This window comes from Brevundimonas sp., assembly GCF_027484365.1.
In the GTDB taxonomy this organism is placed as follows: Bacteria; Pseudomonadota; Alphaproteobacteria; order Caulobacterales; family Caulobacteraceae; genus Brevundimonas.
Map to the genome: position 1 here is coordinate 78836 of NZ_JAIXTC010000016.1, position 17204 is coordinate 96039.

16 protein-coding genes and 1 pseudogene are annotated in these 17204 nt (G+C 67.2%); 9 read left to right on the top strand and 8 right to left on the bottom strand.

All coding sequences use genetic code 11. The annotated features are described in order from the left end of the window. Positions 1–5 precede the first annotated feature (5 nt). The 3 genes from Q0044_RS06800 to Q0044_RS06810 form a co-directional block, all read right to left on the bottom strand. Positions 6–539, bottom strand: coding sequence for a DUF2271 domain-containing protein (locus tag Q0044_RS06800; RefSeq protein WP_298160988.1), 534 nt, complete (start codon positions 537–539; stop codon positions 6–8). A gap of 12 nt (positions 540–551) precedes the next feature. Beyond that, entirely contained in the window at positions 552–1163 is a 612-nt protein-coding gene (locus Q0044_RS06805) for a PepSY-associated TM helix domain-containing protein (RefSeq protein WP_298160990.1), read from the bottom strand. Between the two features lie 196 nt (positions 1164–1359). Next, a complete protein-coding gene (locus tag Q0044_RS06810) occupies positions 1360–1701 on the bottom strand; it encodes an iron chaperone (protein WP_298160992.1) in 342 nt (113 codons plus the stop codon). Between the two features lie 156 nt (positions 1702–1857). Here Q0044_RS06810 and Q0044_RS16955 point away from each other — a divergent pair. The 5 genes and pseudogenes from Q0044_RS16955 to Q0044_RS06830 form a co-directional block, all read left to right on the top strand. Then, positions 1858–2025, top strand: a pseudogene (locus Q0044_RS16955) (response regulator transcription factor); the annotation flags it as partial. A 112-nt stretch (positions 2026–2137) separates the two neighbouring features. Next, positions 2138–2395, top strand: a complete 258-nt coding sequence (locus Q0044_RS06815) for a hypothetical protein (RefSeq protein WP_298160994.1) — start codon at positions 2138–2140, stop codon at positions 2393–2395. 175 nt (positions 2396–2570) lie between these two features. Further along, positions 2571–2912 (top strand): hypothetical protein, encoded by a 342-nt coding sequence (locus Q0044_RS06820; protein WP_298160996.1) that lies wholly within the window; start codon positions 2571–2573, stop codon positions 2910–2912. A gap of 45 nt (positions 2913–2957) precedes the next feature. Then, positions 2958–3431 carry a hypothetical protein gene (locus Q0044_RS06825; protein WP_298160998.1) on the top strand — a complete coding sequence of 158 codons (474 nt, stop codon included), beginning with the start codon at positions 2958–2960 and terminating at the stop codon, positions 3429–3431. 4 nt (positions 3432–3435) lie between these two features. Beyond that, entirely contained in the window at positions 3436–3807 is a 372-nt protein-coding gene (locus Q0044_RS06830) for a helix-turn-helix domain-containing protein (protein ID WP_298160999.1), read from the top strand. Positions 3808–3849: 42 nt separating this feature from the next. On the opposite strand, the gene Q0044_RS06835 is transcribed toward Q0044_RS06830, so the two are convergent. Then, entirely contained in the window at positions 3850–4896 is a 1047-nt protein-coding gene (locus Q0044_RS06835) for a CapA family protein (protein ID WP_298161000.1), read from the bottom strand. A gap of 244 nt (positions 4897–5140) precedes the next feature. Between Q0044_RS06835 and Q0044_RS06840 the strand changes: the two genes are divergently transcribed. Genes Q0044_RS06840 through Q0044_RS06855 form a run of 4 tightly spaced genes read left to right on the top strand, consistent with a single transcriptional unit; the run spans position 5141 to position 12414 of the window. Next, a complete protein-coding gene (locus tag Q0044_RS06840; protein ID WP_298161002.1) occupies positions 5141–8017 on the top strand; it encodes a TonB-dependent receptor in 2877 nt (958 codons plus the stop codon). Positions 8018–8032: 15 nt separating this feature from the next. Next, a complete protein-coding gene (locus tag Q0044_RS06845) occupies positions 8033–9616 on the top strand; it encodes an AbgT family transporter (protein ID WP_298161003.1) in 1584 nt (527 codons plus the stop codon). Further along, entirely contained in the window at positions 9613–11472 is a 1860-nt protein-coding gene (locus Q0044_RS06850) for a CocE/NonD family hydrolase (protein WP_366941108.1), read from the top strand. Before Q0044_RS06845 ends, Q0044_RS06850 begins: the two co-directional genes overlap by 4 nt. A 9-nt stretch (positions 11473–11481) precedes the next feature. After that, positions 11482–12414, top strand: coding sequence for a LysR substrate-binding domain-containing protein (locus tag Q0044_RS06855; RefSeq protein WP_298161004.1), 933 nt, complete (start codon positions 11482–11484; stop codon positions 12412–12414). Between the two features lie 20 nt (positions 12415–12434). On the opposite strand, the gene Q0044_RS06860 is transcribed toward Q0044_RS06855, so the two are convergent. From Q0044_RS06860 to Q0044_RS06875, 4 genes are all read right to left on the bottom strand, one after another. Further along, entirely contained in the window at positions 12435–14120 is a 1686-nt protein-coding gene (locus tag Q0044_RS06860; RefSeq protein WP_298161005.1) for an alkaline phosphatase D family protein, read from the bottom strand. 69 nt (positions 14121–14189) lie between these two features. After that, the gene (locus Q0044_RS06865) at positions 14190–16763 is read right to left on the bottom strand and encodes a TonB-dependent receptor (RefSeq protein ID WP_298161007.1); all 2574 of its coding nucleotides are present in this window, start codon (positions 16761–16763) and stop codon (positions 14190–14192) included. Between the two features lie 100 nt (positions 16764–16863). Then, positions 16864–17019: a hypothetical protein gene (locus tag Q0044_RS06870; RefSeq protein ID WP_298161008.1), complete on the bottom strand. Its 156-nt coding sequence runs from the start codon at positions 17017–17019 to the stop codon at positions 16864–16866. 66 nt (positions 17020–17085) lie between these two features. Then, a partial coding sequence (locus tag Q0044_RS06875) for a hypothetical protein (RefSeq protein ID WP_298160149.1) occupies positions 17086–17204 on the bottom strand: 119 nt, incomplete at its 5' end.

Consider the following 17204-nt stretch of genomic DNA (forward strand, 5'->3'; position numbering starts at 1 on the left):
GATCCTTAGCGGGTGACGGCGACGCGGACGGCGCCCAGTTCGGAGGTTCCGGCGGCGGAGGCGGTGTTGGCGGCGCCGCCCCAGGTGAAGGGCACGCGGACGATCTCGCGGCCGCCCTGTTCGCGGGCCGCCTCGACGACGACGTTGTAGGCGCCGGCCGGAAGAGCGGACATGCGGCCGGCCGGGGCCGTGATGGTCTGGCGGCCCGGCGCCCGCGTCGGGCCGGTCACGCCGTCGATCGGCAGGGTGGTCGCGCGCCCGCCCTTGCGCCACCAGGTGCGGATGTCCTTCAGATACTGTTCGCCGTCGCCGTCGCCGCGGGCCGTCTCTCCGGCCTCATACCAGAGGGCGATGGTGTGCATCGGCACCTGATCCGCCGCGCGCTCGATCCACATCGCGACATAGGGACGGTGGTAGGCGGCGGTGGCGATGGTCGGCACCTCCACCGTGACGGTCAGGTCGGCGGCGACGGCCGGGGCGGCGATCGAGGCGGCGCCGGCGGCGAGGATCAGGGGCAGGGGGCGGATACGCGACGACATGGGAGGAACTCGTCAGTGGATGAAGATCAGGGCGATGATGACCGGGATGGCCACGCCCAGTCCGACCAGGGGCCAGGTCGAGGCGCGGGTCCGGGCGTGGAGCCAGAGCAGGGTCAGGCCGGTGACGGTGAAGACGATGCAGGCGACCGCAAAGACGTCGATGAACCAGAACCAGACCGGGCCGGTGTCGCGACCCTTGTGCAGGTCATTGGCGTAGGCGATCCAGCCGCGGGTCGTAGTCTCTCGCAGGGCCTCGCCCGTGGCCCGGTCGATGGTGACCCAGCCGTCGGAGCCGGGCCCCTTGAGCGCGATGTAGATCTCATCGGACGCGGTCTCGGTCGGCTTGCCCGCGATCGAGGCGCCCAGTTCGGAGGAGACCCAGCGGGCGATGGCGTCCGGAACCGGATCTGTCGTCTCGTCCGGAACGTCAGACAGGCGGTTCAGCAAGGGCGCCGGCAGGGTCGCGGTGAGCTCCGTCGTCACGGGCTCGGCGGGAATTTGGGCCGCGTGGTTCAGGGTGATCCCGGTGACGGCGAACAGCAGCATCCCGGCCAGGGAAAGCCCCGCCGAGATCCAGTGCCAGCGATGCAGCTCCTTGAGCCAGAAGGCGCGCGCGCCGTTCATCGCGCGTCCGCTCGGCGCGGACTCGGCGACAGGTTTTGCGGCGGCGTCGGTCACGCACGGCCTGTGCCAAAGCTGAGAATGATTTGCAAGTGCTCTGGTCAAGAAAGGCAATGACGTGGACATCCATGCCTGAGCCGTCGGCGCGACAACGGTGGCCGTTGTGGTCCGGGCTGCGAAGCCGGCACGGCCTCTGACCCTATGCGTAGTGCGCCGCCAATTGCTCCGCGACGTCCCCGATCAGCTCGAGCGGCAACGGGTCCTTGTGCGGGAAGGTCAGGTTGCCCTTCGGCCCGCGATACGGGGCCAGCCGGTTCACAAGGTCTTCCGGTTCGTTCACCGGGGGATAGATGCCGATGTGTCGCCTGAAGCCTGCGAAATAGAAGAAGATGCGACGCAGACGATAGGCAGGCATGTTGTAGCCGACGCAGCGCTCCGCGGACGGAACGCGGCGCTCGACCTCGACCTGGATCGCGAGCAGCCTTTGCCTGACGCCTGGTTCGCAGGCTTCGAAGTGTGCGTCGTGAAGTGCGCCGTTCATGTCCCGATCCCTGAACCGTCCCCGCAAGACTATCGCCTCGCGACAGCGCCCGAAACCGCTGCGACCTGTGGGCGAGCTCCGGACAAAATGGCGCGAATCGAGCGCACAGGATTGCCTTCCTTCGCGTTAACCTATTGGTTGTTTCTGGGCGAACCGATGAACAACCTTGAGCAACTCACCACGCGAGAACGGCAATGCCTGGTGGGTGTCGCACAGCACCGCCAGTCGAAAGAAATCGCGCGCGATCTCGGCATTTCCTCCAAGACCGTCGACAAACATATCGAGACCGCGTGCAAGCGGCTGGGGGTCAGCTCACGCCGTGACGCCGCGCTGCTCCTGCTCAACGCGGAACTACGGAATGGACCCGTAGGGGAACCGTCCCGAGTATCCGAAACGTCGTCGGGCGCCGCCTTCTTTTCTGCGAAAGGAGGCCCCATTGACCCTGACACTTCCGAACTGGACCTGGGACTATCTCGAGACCGTTTTCGAGGATCTGGCGCAGACCCCGGCGGAGAAGGCCGCCGTCCTGCACCTGGTCTCGGTGACCCGGGAGATGAGCCCATATCTCTCGAAGCTCGATCTGCTGCGCGAGATTATCTGCATCGGGCTCGTACTGTTGCCCGAGCACGATCGGCCGCCGGGCGTGTCCAACCTTCGATCGTCGGGTACCGACGTGTCGGGCGGGACCTGTTGATCGTGATCGCGTTGACCTGCGGCATCGCGCTTCTGCTCGCGGGAGCCGTCGGGGCCACGCTGATGATCCAGCACCTCCTGCAAACGGCCGATCAAGCTCAGCGACTTCGCTGACCTGAACCGACTTCACAACCGAAGCCCATCACATCCCCCGCCAAGCGGGAGAAGGAGCCCCTATGCAACGTCGTGAGTACGGCCAGAAGCTGGCCACTGCCCTGTTCGAAACCGAGGACGCCATTGATGCGGCGCTTGAAAAGGCCGCCCATCTGATCGCCGCCATGTCTTCGGTACGCCGCGAGAACGGCCTGTCGGCCGTGCTGGGCAGCCATGCGATGACCGGCGTCACCGGCGCGGTGCGCGCTCTGGGTGAAGCGAGGGACCAGATCGTCTCCGCCCATCATGCGCTTCAGACTGCGGCTCCGCTGGTCGGACTCGGCAATGTCGTGATGCAGGGCGTCGGCGCCGGCAAGCCGGAAGAGGACAGCCCTCGTCCGACCGGTCTCAAGGTCGCCGCATAGTGCTATGCTCGCGGTGCGCTCCGATCGCGCGCCGCGAGCCTTTGCATGTTCAACGACAATGTCCTGTTCCTGGCCACGGCCGCCCAGATCGGCGGTTTGATCCTGACCATCCTCGTGTGCGGTGCGGCGATCTGGAAAGGTGCGCATACGGAGCGGGTCGCGGCCATTTCGATCGTGGTCGCCTCAATCCTCACCCCCCTGGTCCAGAATTGGACGGACTGGCACTCGCCACAGTGGAACATCCTGATCATCGACGCCGCGAATCTCGGGGTGTTTGTGTATCTGCTCGTCCGAAACCACAGGGTCTGGCTTCTGTTCGGCTGCGCGTTCCAGTTCCTGGCGGTTCTGAGCCATTTCGGCATGGTGATCGACCCGCGCATCATGTCGCGCGCCTATATCTCCACCCTCTATCTGATGTTCTACGGTCTCATGATCGCTCTGGCGGTCGGGATCTGGGAGGGACGACGGCGTGATGCCAGGGCGCGAGTTGCGTCTTCCGAGCGGAATGTTCTAGCGTGACCATATGAGCTCACCGACGCCTAATCCGATCGACATCGCCGTGGGCCAGCGTGTTCGCGCCATCCGCGAGCTGCGCGGCCTCACCCAAACCGACCTGGCCAAGGCCACGGGCGTGACCTTCCAGCAGATACAGAAATACGAACGGGGCACGAACCGCGTGTCGGCGTCGCGTCTGATGCTCATTTCGCATGCGCTCGGACAGCCGGTGAGCGCCTTCTTCGACGCGGAGGAGCCCGGAGCCGGCGACGGCCTGGACCTGTTCGCCGTCAACGGATCGAAGGCCTTGCTTGAGGCCTACGCCCGGATCGAAACGCCCGACCAACGCCGCATTGTCGTGGCGCTGGCCCGATCGCTCGCCGGCGAGGCGTCGGCCTGATCTGACCAGGCGCTGCGGTGGCCTGACTGGCCACAGCGGCCGTCAGACGATCGCAAGAACGCCGCGGTGGCCTTGAATCTGGACCCGGCCGCCCAGCACAGCGGATTGCGTCGCGAGGCGCGTCAGGATGTCTTCGGCCTCCCGGTCTCCGGCCAGGGCGGGGAAACCCCGCGTGGCCTGATCTTCCGGCCCGTTCAACCCGACTTCGTTGAGGACGAGAGGGGTGAGTTCGACACGGATGGGTCGGTCGCCGTCGATCGTGAGCGAGGCGATGACGCCCTGCCAGGCGGGCGGGGGATAGGCGCCCTGCGGCTTCTCGGTCTGGAAGATGAAGTTGCCGAGGCCGAAGAGGAGAGGGCGGCCCCGATAGGACGCCATGCCTTGCAACACAGGTGACCCGTGGCCTGCAAAGACGGTCGCGCCCGCATCGATGCAGCGTCGGGCGAAGGCCTGTTGCCAGGCCGGGACCTGGCTGTTGTCCGGTTCCCAGTCGTGGTTGTGATGGCAGGCGATGACAACTTCGGAGCCGGATGCAGCCTGTCGGATTGAGGCCAGGATTCGCGCCTCGTCCTCCGCGAGCGGCGCCCCGGTCGCATCGCGCCGTAACTCGTTGACGCCTGGATGCCCGGGCGCCGCAGCCCCGCCTGGACGAACCTTTCCGGTGGCGAAGCCGATCGCCGAGACCTTGCCTGCAGCAGTTTGGACGGTGGCGGGAGCGCTTGCCCGGTCCAGGTCCGCGCCACTGCCTGTCGTCCGAAGTCCCGCCGCCTCTATGGCGTCCAGGGTGTCCAGAATGCCTCCGCTTCCGAGGTCGAAGGCGTGGTTGTTCGCCGTCGTGAGAAGGTCGGCGCCGACGCCCTTCAGGGTTTCAAGAATGTCCGGCCTGGCGGCGTGCAGGGTCAGCAGTTCCCGCGTGGGAGCCTCGGCGCGGGTCCCCCGGATCACGGTCTCCAGATTGGTGAAGACGGTGTCGGCGTCTTCCAGCACCCCGAACACGCCGGCGCGTCCTGGCCATTCAGCGGCCGCCGGCGCATGTTCGATCAGGGCCTGACCGAGAAGGTCGACGCGCAGACCCCGGGCGTCCGACAATGCCGGGCGTCCTGCCAGGGTCACGAGTGCGCCTATGCTCCAGAAGAGTTGCCGCCGATCCATCATCCTGTACGCCTCCCGACCCGACCATACGTTTCGCGGATCGCCGGGTCATAGACCATGCTCCCAGCGCATGACGTGATACGAAATCGCCATATTATTGCGGATGCCGCAGACCCGCTGCGACTGTTCCGCAGGGGACCGGTCCGCGATGGAGGACCGGCAAGGACAAGGGGACATCACCATGGCGACGACGACTTCCATCCGGACACTGTGTCTGACCGGCTCGGCAATGGCCGCGCTGACGCTGGGCCTGCTGGCATCGCCGGCCTCGGCTCAGACACCGGCGGCAGCGCAGGACGACACGTCGTCGGTCGACGAGATCATCGTCACCGGGTCACGTATCCAGCGGCGTGACGCCGACTCGGTCGGTCCGCTGCTGACGCTGACCGCCGAAGACATCAAAAACTCCGGCGCCGTATCGGTCGGCGACCTGCTGCAGCGCCTGCCGTCCGCCGGCGTCAGCCTGAACAGCAACGGAACGCAGGGGACCTCCTACGGCGCGTCCTCAATCAACCTGCGCTACCTCGGCGGGGCCGAGGGGAGCGGCAACCGGGTGCTGGTCCTGGTGGATGGTCACCGCTGGGTCGACGGCGTCGGCCAGCGCGGCTTCCGCGACTTCGTCGATCTGAACACCATTCCGCTCGGCATGATCGACGGGATCGAGGTGCTGAAGGACGGCGCTTCGGCCATCTACGGTGCCGATGCGATCGCCGGGGTGGTCAATATCCGCACCATCCGCGACTTCGACGGTCTGCGCCTCAACACCCGTGCGGGCGTTACCTCCGAGGGCGACGGTGAGCAGTATTCTGCCGTCGCCAACTGGGGCCGCCGGTTCGAGAACAGTTCGGTGGTCCTGTCGGCCAGCTATGCGCGTGAAGACGAGATCCTGACGTCAGATCGTGATCTGACGACGCTGAGCCTGGTTCCCCTGACTGCGCCGGGAACCAGCCCGCGCGGCCTGTTCATCCTGCCCGGCCTGTCGAACAACGCCTATTTTGGCACCCCGACCGGCTTCGGGGCGGCGGCGACCCCGTTGACCCAGATCACCCTCGGCGGCTACGGCGCGGGCAGTCTGGCGGACAACAGCTTCCGGACGGCGACCCTGCCGGAGGATTTCTTCAACACCCAGGCCCAGGGCATCTATTCGGCGGGACCGAGTGAGCGTTACGGCCTGTACGGGCGATTCCGCGCCGACCTGTCCGAAAACGTCTCGTTCCACATTGAGGGGCTCTACAACCGGCGTAAGTCAGACCAGCTGTTCTCGCCGGTGTTGCTCGACATCGGCGGCACGGCCGGCACGATCCGGGGCTTCTCCCTGGCCAACAACCATCCGTTCAACCCGTTTGGCACGGCCAACGGCGTGCCGACGGCCAATGCACTCGCCTTCGCTGCGACCTCCGCCTGGCGCGTGCGCAAGGTGATGACCGACATCGGCAACCGCGACAACATCCAGGACGTCGAGACCTGGCGCATCGCAGCCGGGGCAGAGGGCACGTTCAGCGGCCTGGGTCGCGACTGGTCCTGGGATCTGAACGGCAGCTGGTCGAGGAACGAGATCCAGTCCTCCGCCCTGAACGGCGTCAACTACGAGAACTTGTTCCGGGGCCTGGGCAATCCGGCCAACTGCCTGGCCTCGGCCGGATGCGTTCCGATCAACCTGTTCGGCCCGATGACCGCCGACATGGCCAACTACATCCGCTTCACCACGCGGGAGTCCAACTCGACCGAGCTGTTCGACCTGACCTACAACATCACCGGCGAGCTGTTCCAGCTGCCGGCCGGTCCGCTGTCTGTGGCGGCGGGCTACGAGTACCGACAGAACAAGGCGACCGACACGCCGGACGCCTACGCCAACTCCACCCCCGTCCTGCTGTCGAACGTCTATACGACCACGACGGCCCAGACGCGGGTGCCGACGGTCGGCGAGTACAATCTGCACGAAGGCTATGTGGAGTTCGCCATTCCTCTACTGGCCGACATGCCGCTGGCGCACAGCCTCGATCTGAGCCTTGCGGCACGCTATTCGAACTATGACACCGTCGGGGACGCGACAACGATCAAGGCCGGCGTGGGCTGGCGTCCGGTCGAGCAGCTGCTGCTGCGCGGCACCTATTCCCAGGGCTTCCGGGCGCCGTCGATCCTGGAGCTGTTCCAGGGCGGGCGCGAGGTCAGCGTCCAGGCGATCGATCCCTGCAACGGCGGCACGGCGGCCCGTCCGACACTGCCGGGCTGCGCCGGCATTCCGGCCAACTACAACCAGGCCAACTTCAATCTGAACGGCCTGATCCCGGGCGTCACCTCGGGCAACCGGAATCTGGAGCCTGAGACAGCGGACACCTACAGCGCCGGCTTCGCCTTCCAGCCGGAAGCCATCCCGGGCTTCACCCTGACGGTCGACTGGTATGACATCAAGATCAAGGACGCGATCGCGGCCCAGGCAGCGGCGCAGATCCTGGGACTCTGCGCGGCGCGAGGCGGGGTCTACTGCGACCTGGTCATCCGCGATCCGTCGACGGGCGCCGTCAGCCGCCTGATTCAGGGTTCGCAGAACCTGTCGGAGATCCGGACCTCGGGCGTCGACGCCACGGCGCGCTACGAGTTCGAAACCGGCATCGGCCGCTTCGCCGCCGTGCTGGACGCCTCCTACCTTGACGAGTTCACCACGGTGAGCCCGGACCCGGCCGGCGGCGCGGACATCCTGGATGAGCGGGCCGGCAAGGGCGACCGGGCACGCTCGACCTATCCGCACTGGAAGGGACAGAGCTCGCTGCGCTGGAACAACGGCTCGTGGAGCGCCCTCTGGCGCGGCCGGTACATCGGCGAGAGCACCGACATTGTGAACACGGTCAAGGACGATGTGACCGACGCCATCTTCTACAACGACCTGGAGGCCAGCTACGCCTTCAGCATGTACGATGCGACGGTGTCGGTCGGGGTGAACAACCTGTTCGACGAACAGCCGCCCGCCTCCTATGCGAACGCCCCGATCAACTACGACATCTACACCTATGACGCCCGCGGTCGCAGCGCCTACGTTCGTCTCGGGCTGCAGTTCTAGGATCCAGGTTCCGGCATGGCGGACGTGAATGGCCCATCCCCGACCGCGCGTCGGGGATGGCTGGACCGGGTCGAGCGGCTGGGCAATGCCTTGCCGGACCCGGTCTTCATCCTGGCGGGATGTATCGGGGTACTGGTCATCGTGTCCGTCATCGCTGCGGGCTCCGGCTGGAGCGCGGTCAATCCGGTGACGGGCGACCAACTGGTCACCCAGAGCCTGCTGTCGTCGGAAAACGTCACCAGACTGCTGGTCGACATGCCGGAGACCCTGACCCGGTTCCCGCCTCTGGGTCTGGTGCTGGTCGTCATGCTGGGCGCGGCGGTGGCCGAGCGCTCGGGGCTGTTCGCGGCGCTGCTGGGCGGAGGCGTTCGCCGGTTGCCGACGCGGTTCCTGAGCCCGGCCGTCTTCATCATCGGCCTATTCTCGCACCATGCAGCGGACGCGGCCTATGTGGTTCTGATCCCCCTGACGGCGCTGGTGTTCGCACGGGCGGGGCGGCATCCCCTGGCGGGCGTGGCGATCGCCTATGCCGGCATTTCGGGAGCCTTCGCCGGAAATATCATCCCCGGCCAGTTCGACCTTCTGATGCTGGGAATCACGGCGCCGGCGGCGCAGCTGATCGACCCGACCTATGGCGTGAATCCGCTGGGGAACTGGTGGTTCACCCTGGCGATCGGCGTCCTCTTCACCCCCATCGCCTGGTTCGTGACGGACCGGATCATCGAGCCGCGCCTCGGCCAATGGTCGGGGCAATTACCGGACGGCGTAGGCGAGGCCGACGACCTGGGTGTGCTCAATGCGCGCCAGCGGAAAGGCCTCATGCTGGCCGGACTCGTGGCGCTGGCGATCGTGGGTCTGTTCGCCGCCTTGACGCTGTGGCCGGGCGCGCCGCTGATCGATGCGGAGGCTGCGGGGCCGAAGCGGCTGGCCCCCTTCTACGGGGCCCTGGTCGCAGCCTTCATGCTGCTGTTCCTCGGCTGCGGCTGGGCCTATGGCGCGGCGGCGGGAACCGTCGCGAGCCACCGGACGCTTGTGCGGATGATGGGTGAGGGGATGCGCGACATCGCCCCCTATATCGTCCTGGCCTTCTTCGCCGCCCATTTCGTCGCCATGTTCTCCTGGTCGAATCTCGGGCCCGTACTGGCTGTGACGGGCGCCGAGGCCCTGACGGCCCTGTCGATGCCCAAACCCCTGCTGCTGGTGTCCTTGCTGGGGATGTCGTCCGGCCTGGATCTGGTCATCGGATCGGCCTCGGCCAAGTGGAGCGCGATGGCGCCGGTCGTTGTGCCGATGATGATGTTGTTGGGCGTCTCGCCGGAGATGACCACGGCCGCCTACCGGATGGGCGACTCGATCTTCAACATCGTCACGCCGCTGGCCAGCAACTTCCCGCTGGTCCTGATCATCAGCCAGAGGTGGAAGCCCGATTTCGGCATCGGATCGATGATCGCCCTGATGCTGCCCTACAGTCTCGCCTTCGGTCTGGCCGGGATTGCGCTGGTGACGCTCTGGGTATCGCTGTCCCTGCCGGTCGGTCCGGGCGCGCCCGCGACCTATAGCCTGCCGCCGCCTGCCATCGCCGCACCGGCGATCCCGTGAGCGCGGTACCCCAGTCGAAACCCGGCGAGGACATCGTCGTCCTGCGCGACGTCATGGCTCCGATGCGCGACGGCGTGCGTCTGATGGCCGACATCTATCTGCCACTCGGCGCGGGTCCGTTCAGCGTCATCCTCGAGCGGACGCCCTACGACAAGAGGGGAACGAACCACGCCGACCGTACGGCCGCCGATCCGACCCTTCGTTCCAAGCCTGAGGTCGCCGCCGATTTCGCCCGCTCCGGATACGCCTATGTCCTGCAGGACTGCCGGGGGCGCTCGGGTTCCGAAGGCGTCTTTTCCAAATATCTGAACGAGGCCGACGACGGCTACGACACCCTCAGCTGGATCGCGGCCCAGCCGTGGTGCGACGGACGGATCGGCATGACCGGCCTGTCCTATTCCGCCCATGTCCAGGCGGCTGTGGCGGCGCTGGGGCATCCCGCCCTGGCGGCGATGTTCATGGATTCCGGAGGATTCTCGAGCGGCTATCACAGCGGCATCCGTCAGGGCGGCGCCTTCGAGCTGAAGCAGCTGACCTGGGCCTACAAGCACGCGCTGCAGGCGCCGGCGACCACGGCCGATCCTGCGCGTCGGGCCGCGCTGGAGGCCGAGGATATCGGGGCCTGGGCCCGGGTGAACCCCTGGCTTCAGGGGCATTCGCCGCTCGGAGCGGCGCCGGAGTACGAGGACTTCGTCGTGCGGCTATGGGCGCGCGAGACCTTCGGTCCCTTCTGGACCCAGCCCGACCTTTGCGCCTCCGCCCACTACGAGCGGTTCACCGACGCGCCGATGGTTTTCATGAGCAGCTGGTATGATCCCTATGCCCTGGCTGCGACCGAGAACTTCGCAGCCCTGAGCCGGATGAAGGCCGGACCGGTTCGACTGGTGATGGGGCCGTGGACTCACGGGCAGCGGTCGGTGACCTGGGCGGGAGACGCCGACTTCGGACCGGAAGCCACCCTGGATGGCCATGTGGCGGACGACTACCTGCGCCTGAGGCTGGACTGGTTCGATCGATATCTGCGCCTTGACCCGACGGTGGCCGACCCGTTGCCGTCGCCGGTCAAGCTTTTCGTTATGGGCGGCGGGAGCGGTCGTCGGACGGCCGGGGGGCGTCTCGACCACGGCGGCCGCTGGCGCGACGAGGCGGACTGGCCGCTCGCCGAGGCGCAGGCCACAGCCTTCCACCTGTCGACCGAAGGGGGGCTGTCGCGCGCCGTTCCCGAGGCCGGGCAGCGTACCTGGCGACATGATCCGGCCAGTCCCGTGCCCACGATCGGCGGCGCCATAGCCTCGGGCGCTCCGCTGATGGCGGCAGGCGGGTTCGACCAGCGGGAGACGCCGGATCTGTATGGGGCGTCGGTGCCGGGCCGTGCGCTGGCGGATCGCGACGATGTCCTGTCGTTCCAGACCGACGTCCTGACCGAGTCCGTGGAGGTCACGGGTCCCGTGACGGCGCGGCTGTGGATTTCGGCGAGCGCGCCGGACTGTGACGTGATGATCAAGCTGGTCGATGTGTATCCGCCCAATGACGACTACCCCGAAGGCTATGCACTGAACTTGACCCATGGCGTGCTGCGCCTACGCTTCCGCGACGGGTTCGAGGCCGCGCATCCGATGCGGCCGGGGGAAGTGTATGGCGTCGACATCAAGGCCTTCCCGACTTCGAACCTGTTCGTGGCCGGGCATCGGATCCGGCTGGACGTCTCGGCCAGCAGCTTCCCGCATTTCGACGTCAACCCGGGGACGGGCGTGCCGGCCGGTGAGCCGAGCGAGCCGGTTGTCGCGATCTGCGCCGTGCACACGGGGGCGGATACGCCGTCGCATGTGGTCCTGCCCATACGGTCGGTCGCCTAGAGCCGAACCATGACGCCGGACGCCGACGGCCGTCAGACAATCCGCCTCAGGGCGCTCCGGATCTTCCACGCGATCGTCCGGCTGGGCTCCGTGACGAGCGCCGCCCGCGCGCAGGACCTGAGCCAGCCGGCGGCGAGCCGGTTGCTGGCGCAGCTTGAGCGTGACGTGGGGTTCGAGCTGTTCCATCGCGACCGGGGACGGCTTCTGCTGACAGCCGATGGCCTGTTGCTCCACCAGGAAGTGGAACGGGCGCTCGACAACGTCGACCGGGTCCAGTCGCTGGCCCGCGACATTTCGGACTTTCGGGTCGGTCACCTGCGCCTGGTCGCGCCGCCCAGTATTCTGGAAGCGATCCTGCCGGACATGATCCAGCGCTTTCTGGAACAGTATCCGCAGGTGCACCTGTCGATCGACTCCCATGGGGTCGAGGTCGCCAAGGCGATGATCGCGTCGCGGGCGGTGAACGCCGGATTCGTCAAACTGCCGCACAACCGGGCGGATCTTCGGACAGAGACCGTGCTGGTCAGCGAGAGCGCCTGCGTCCTGTCGTCCAGTCATCCGCTGGCGTCACACGAAACGATCTCGGCAGCCGACATGCGGGGCGTCCCGCTGATCCTTCTGGGACAGGGGCAGAGGTTTCGCGCCCAGGTCGAGGCCGCCTTCGCCGACGCAGGCGTGGTGCCGCGGGTCAAGGTCGAAACCCATACGATCGCCTCTGCCTGCGCCCTCGCATCACGCGGCGTCGGCGTGGCGATCGTCAATGAGCGGCTGGCCAAGGCCTATGTCCGTGACGGTGCGGTCCTGAGGCGATTCACCCCCGGTATCCGCCACGAGTACGGCTTTGCGACCTCCGCCAACTCCGGGCCGGATCGCCTCGCCGATGCGTTTCTAGGGGTCGTCCGGGCCAATCTGCCGAAGCAGGATCACGACCCGTTGATGTGACGCAGAACGCGGCCGATCCGTCAGCCCCGCACTGGAGCAAGGATCCCGGCGGTATCGCGCGTGACGACCCAGGTCGACAGGGTTCTGGCGACATAGGGCTTGGCCAGGATGGTCGAGACGGTCTGGAGCTTGGCCTCGGCGCGCTCGGGCGTCAGGGTCAGCAGGATATAGCCCTTGGCCGTCTGGTCACAGAACACGACCTCGTCGTTGTTCGCCGACAGGAGCGGCCCCAGCGGCAGGGGCGCGACCGCATCGCCGGGCGACGGGCTCGAGATGGCCGATGTGCCGAACTCGACCGCGCGGCGCTCGCCGGCGGCGTCCTTGAGGTCGTTGACCCAGTAGGCGTGGCTGTCGCCGGCGAGGACGATGGGCTGGACCCCCGCCTCCTTGAAGGCCGCATAGAGACGCTCGCGCCCGGCCGGATAGCCGTCCCAGCTGTCCAGTCCGAAGGGCACGCCGAGCTTGTAGAGCTGGATCATCTGGCGAAGTCCGGTGCGGACCTCATCCGGCAGGCCGCCGATCATGCCCTCGATCTGGGCTTCGGAGGCGATCTTCGTGACGTCCGGGCCCATGACGCGGGCCATCACCACCTGGTTGCCCAGTACCTGCCACGGCTTGTTCGCAGCCTTCGAAGCCGCCAGCACGCTCTTGAGCCAGTTGCGCTGCGCGTCGCCCAGAAGGTCCCGATCCGGGGCGTTCAGCGTCGCGTTGAACGCGACGAGGTCCGGCGCGCCGTTCACGACCGGCATGTCGATGGCGTAGTCGAGCTGCCTGTTCCGGGCCATCAGGCGGGTCTCGACCATGGCCAGGGTCGCCAGGTCGCCGAACTCGAAGCTGCGGTTGATCGTCTCCGGATCCAGGCCGGCGCGCGGCTCACGGATCGGCATCCATTCATAGTAGGCGCGCAGGGCGACGGCCTTGCGGGCGGAATAGTCGCCCTCGGTCGCATCGGTGTGGTTCTCTGCGCCCATCGACCAGGCGTCGTTGGCGACCTCATGGTCATCCCAGACGCAGATGAAGGCGGCGCGGGCGTGGGCGGCCTGCAGGTCCGGATCCGACTTGTACTGGGCGTGACGCAGTCGATAGTCGTCGAGCGTCAGGATTTCGTGCGGCGGCTGCGGGATGCGGCTCAGGGCCGCGCCGGTCGCGATGCCGTAGTCGTCGGGCTCGGCGCCGTATTCGTAGATGTAGTCGCCGAGGTGCACGACGGCGTCGAGCCGCGGCTCCTTCGACAGGGCGTCATAGGCGTTGAACAGGCCGCCGGGATAAAGCTGGCAGGAGACCACGCCCAGGGCCACATCGGCGGTCGCGCCGACGGGCAGGGTGCGCACCCGGCCGACGGGCGAGGTCACTTCGCCGGCGGTGAAGCGGTAGAAATACTCCGACCCGGGCTCCAGTCCCTGGCCGTCGAGGTCGTGCTTGACCGTGAAATCACGAGTGGCTTGGGCGCGGAGTCCGGCCGAGGTCTGGACGATTCCGGCGAAGGCGGCGTCGCGCGCCACCTCCAGCGTCACCTCGATATCGGCGCCCGAGGCGTCTGCGGGCGTGACCCGGGTCCAGAAGACCGCGCCGCTCGTTGTCGGATCACCCGAGGCGACCCCGTGCAGGAAGGCGACCGCCTGGGCCGGTTTCGGGGCGGCGAAGGCGGGCGCGGCGACGGAGCCGGCCCCGATCAGGCCGAGAAGACTGCGGCGGTCGATGCTCATGGCGGACTCCGGGTAAAAACAGGAGACGGCGCCCCGGCCAACCGGGGCGCCGTCGACAGGCTCAGGCTCTTAGTAACGGACTGTGACGGTTGCGCCGTAGGTCCGGGGCTCGCCCGCGATGAAGGTGGGCAGGCCCAGGCTGTCACCGGTGTTGCCGGCGTCCTTGATGAACTCCTCGTCCGTCAGGTTGTCGCCGAACGCTTCCACCGACCAGTTGGCGTCAGCCGGGACATAGCGGACGCGCAGGTTCAGCAGGCCGTAGCTGTCCTGGAACTCGTCGACGATCCGGTCGGGAACGAAGCCGGTGGTCTGAAGATTGGTCCGGTCGTTGTTGTCGTCGAAGAAGACTTCCGACTGCCAGCTGTAGGTCGGCTGGATTTCGAAGGTGCCGCCCGTGACGGGCAGGGTCATCAGGGCGCCGATCGAGACCCGATGATCGGGCGAAAGGCGCAGGCGGTTGCCGTCGCGGGCGCCCGTCTGGAACCGGGCATGATTGTAGCCGTAGGTGGCGAACAGATCGAGCCAGTCCGAGGCCATCCAGCTGGCCTGGCCTTCGAACCCGTAAGCCTCGGCCTCACCGGCGTTGGTGGTGATGAACTGGGTGCCGACCTGTTCGGTCGTCTGGAAGTTTTCGTAGCTGTAGAAATAGACCGCGCCGTCCAGGCGGACACGGCGGTCCATCAACGCCGATTTGAAGCCCGCTTCATAGCTGTCGACGGTTTCGGCGGGGACCTCGGTGAAGATCGGCGCGCCGAAAGGCGACGAGGGCACGGTCACGGCCAGTACGGCCGGACGGCGGCCCCGGGCGTAGGTGGCGTAGAGGCTGGCGTCGTCCGAGACGGCATAGCGGCCGGTCAGACGATAGGTCAGGCCGTCGTCGTCGAGGTCCCGGGCCGTGACGCCGCCGTTGCCGGCCGTGGGCTGGAAGGTCAGGCCGAACAGCGGGAAAGCGGCGGAGGCCGGAGCATTGACGGCGCCCGGCGTGGCCAGCTGCGTCACCAGACCTGTGGTGAAGGCGCCCAGGGCCTGGGCCTGGGCGAGGGCGGCGGGCGTGCCGACGGCGATCAGGGCGTTGATCTGGCCCTGGAGCTGGGCCACCGCCAGCAGGCCGCCGGCGATCGAGCGGCCGTTCAGGACCGAGGAGCCGAACTCGGTGGTCTTGGAGTCCGAGGTGTAACGGACGCCGGCGGCGAACTCGAGCCGGTCAGTCGGCTTCCAGGTCAGGTCGCCGAAGAGGTCGAAGGACTCCAGCTCGGTGTTGGTGGCCGCCGTTTCGATGTGGCTGGCCTTCAGATTGTTCGCGATCCCGGCCCGGGCCGCCGTCGGAATGCCGAAGCCGGCCAGCAGCGGCTGGAGGAAGGCCTGCGAGGCATAGACCGAGCGGGGCAGGGCGGTGGGCAGGACCGCCAGGGGCGTACCGTCCAGGATGCCGGCCAGCTGGGCCAGAGCCAGGCGTTCGTCGATCTCGATCGGCGAGGACGAGTCGTTCTCTTCGCGGAAGTAGCTGGCGCCGACGAAGCCGGACAGGGCGCCGCCGTTGTCCCAGTTCAGTCGGAGCTCCTGGCTCCACTGCTCGCCGTTGGAGATGCCGATGCCGGTCAGGATCGGCAGGGAGATGCCGTCCGGATCGAAGGTCTCGGCCGTCTCGAAGGTGCGATAGGCGCTGACCGAGTTCAGCGTCAGGCTGTCCGAAAGGTCGTAGCGGACAAGGCCCGTCACGCCCCAGACTTCGCGGTCGATGCCCAGCTCGCTGCCGCCGGGAATGTTCGAGCCCGCCGTCAGGGCCGCGGGCGAACCCGGGTCGCGATCGGTGCTCAGGACAGCGCCCGTGTTCGGGTCCTGTGGGTTGTAGTAGATCGAGCGGAAGCTGACGCCCGAGGGATTGTCCTGCTGGTAGTTGGCGATCACGTCGACACGCAGGGCGTCGGTCGGCTCGAACGCGGCCAGGGCGCGGAAGGCCTGGGTGTCGACGCCGTTATAGTCGCGCCCGTCGAGCAGGTTCTCGACATAGCCTTCGCGCGTCTTCATGCGGGTGGCGAAGCGGAAGGCGGCCGTGTCACCGACCGGCGCGTTCAGCATCAGCTCGACCATGCGGTAGTCGTAGTTGCCGATACCGGCACGGCCCTCGGCTGCGAAGCCGTCGATATCCGCCTTGTTCTGGATCACATTGATTGCGCCGATCAGGGCACCGCGTCCGTACAGGGTCGACTGCGGGCCCTTGGAGACCTCGACACGCTGGACGTCGAACAGTTCGACGAAGGCGCCGGGCGCCCGCGAAATGGAGACGCCGTCCTGATAGATCGACACGCGCGGCTCGTCCGAGGCTCCGGTCGAGTCCGACGTCAGGCCGCGGATCACGAAGCCTGGATTGTTCGGCGACTGGTTCTGCACCAGCAGGCCGGGCACGAAGGCCGACAGTTCCTCGAAGTCCTGGACGCCGAGGCCATCCAGGAACTCACCGCTGTAGGCCGTCAGGGCGAACGGCACCTCGATCGGGTCCTGGGCGCGCAGCTGGGCGGTGACGATCACCTCTTCCAGCTGGGACGTCTGGTCGTCCGCGCTCTGGGCATTGGCCGAGGTGGCCAGCGCGCACGCGGCGGCGCAGCCCATGAGAATGGTCTTGGTGTGAGTGCGATTGAACATGAACAGCCCCTGTTTCTACCATGCCCTGTAGCTACGCTTGGCAGCGCCCGTGCGACGGGCCGGTGATGAAGCCGTGACGCTTGAACCGTGGACGGATGAGTCAAGTGGCCGCGACGGACAAGCCGCGGATCGGCGTTGAACCGACGAGACGGACGCCCTCGGCGTCGATCGGGCGACACTGGACGCCCGGGTCGTTCCCGTCGGCGGGCCCGAGGCGCAGGCTCTCGACGGTCTGGCGTACACGCTGATGCGCCATGTCGAAACGGTCCGGGTCGGCAACTCGCGACAGGCCGACCCGAACGCGCATCTCTGACGGATCGCCTCAGCTCCAGCTGTAGCTTGTCTTGGTCTGGGTGAAGAATTCGACGGCGGCGAATCCCTGTTCGCGGGCACCGTAGCTGGAGGATTTCGAGCCGCCGAAGGGCACGTGATAGTCGACGC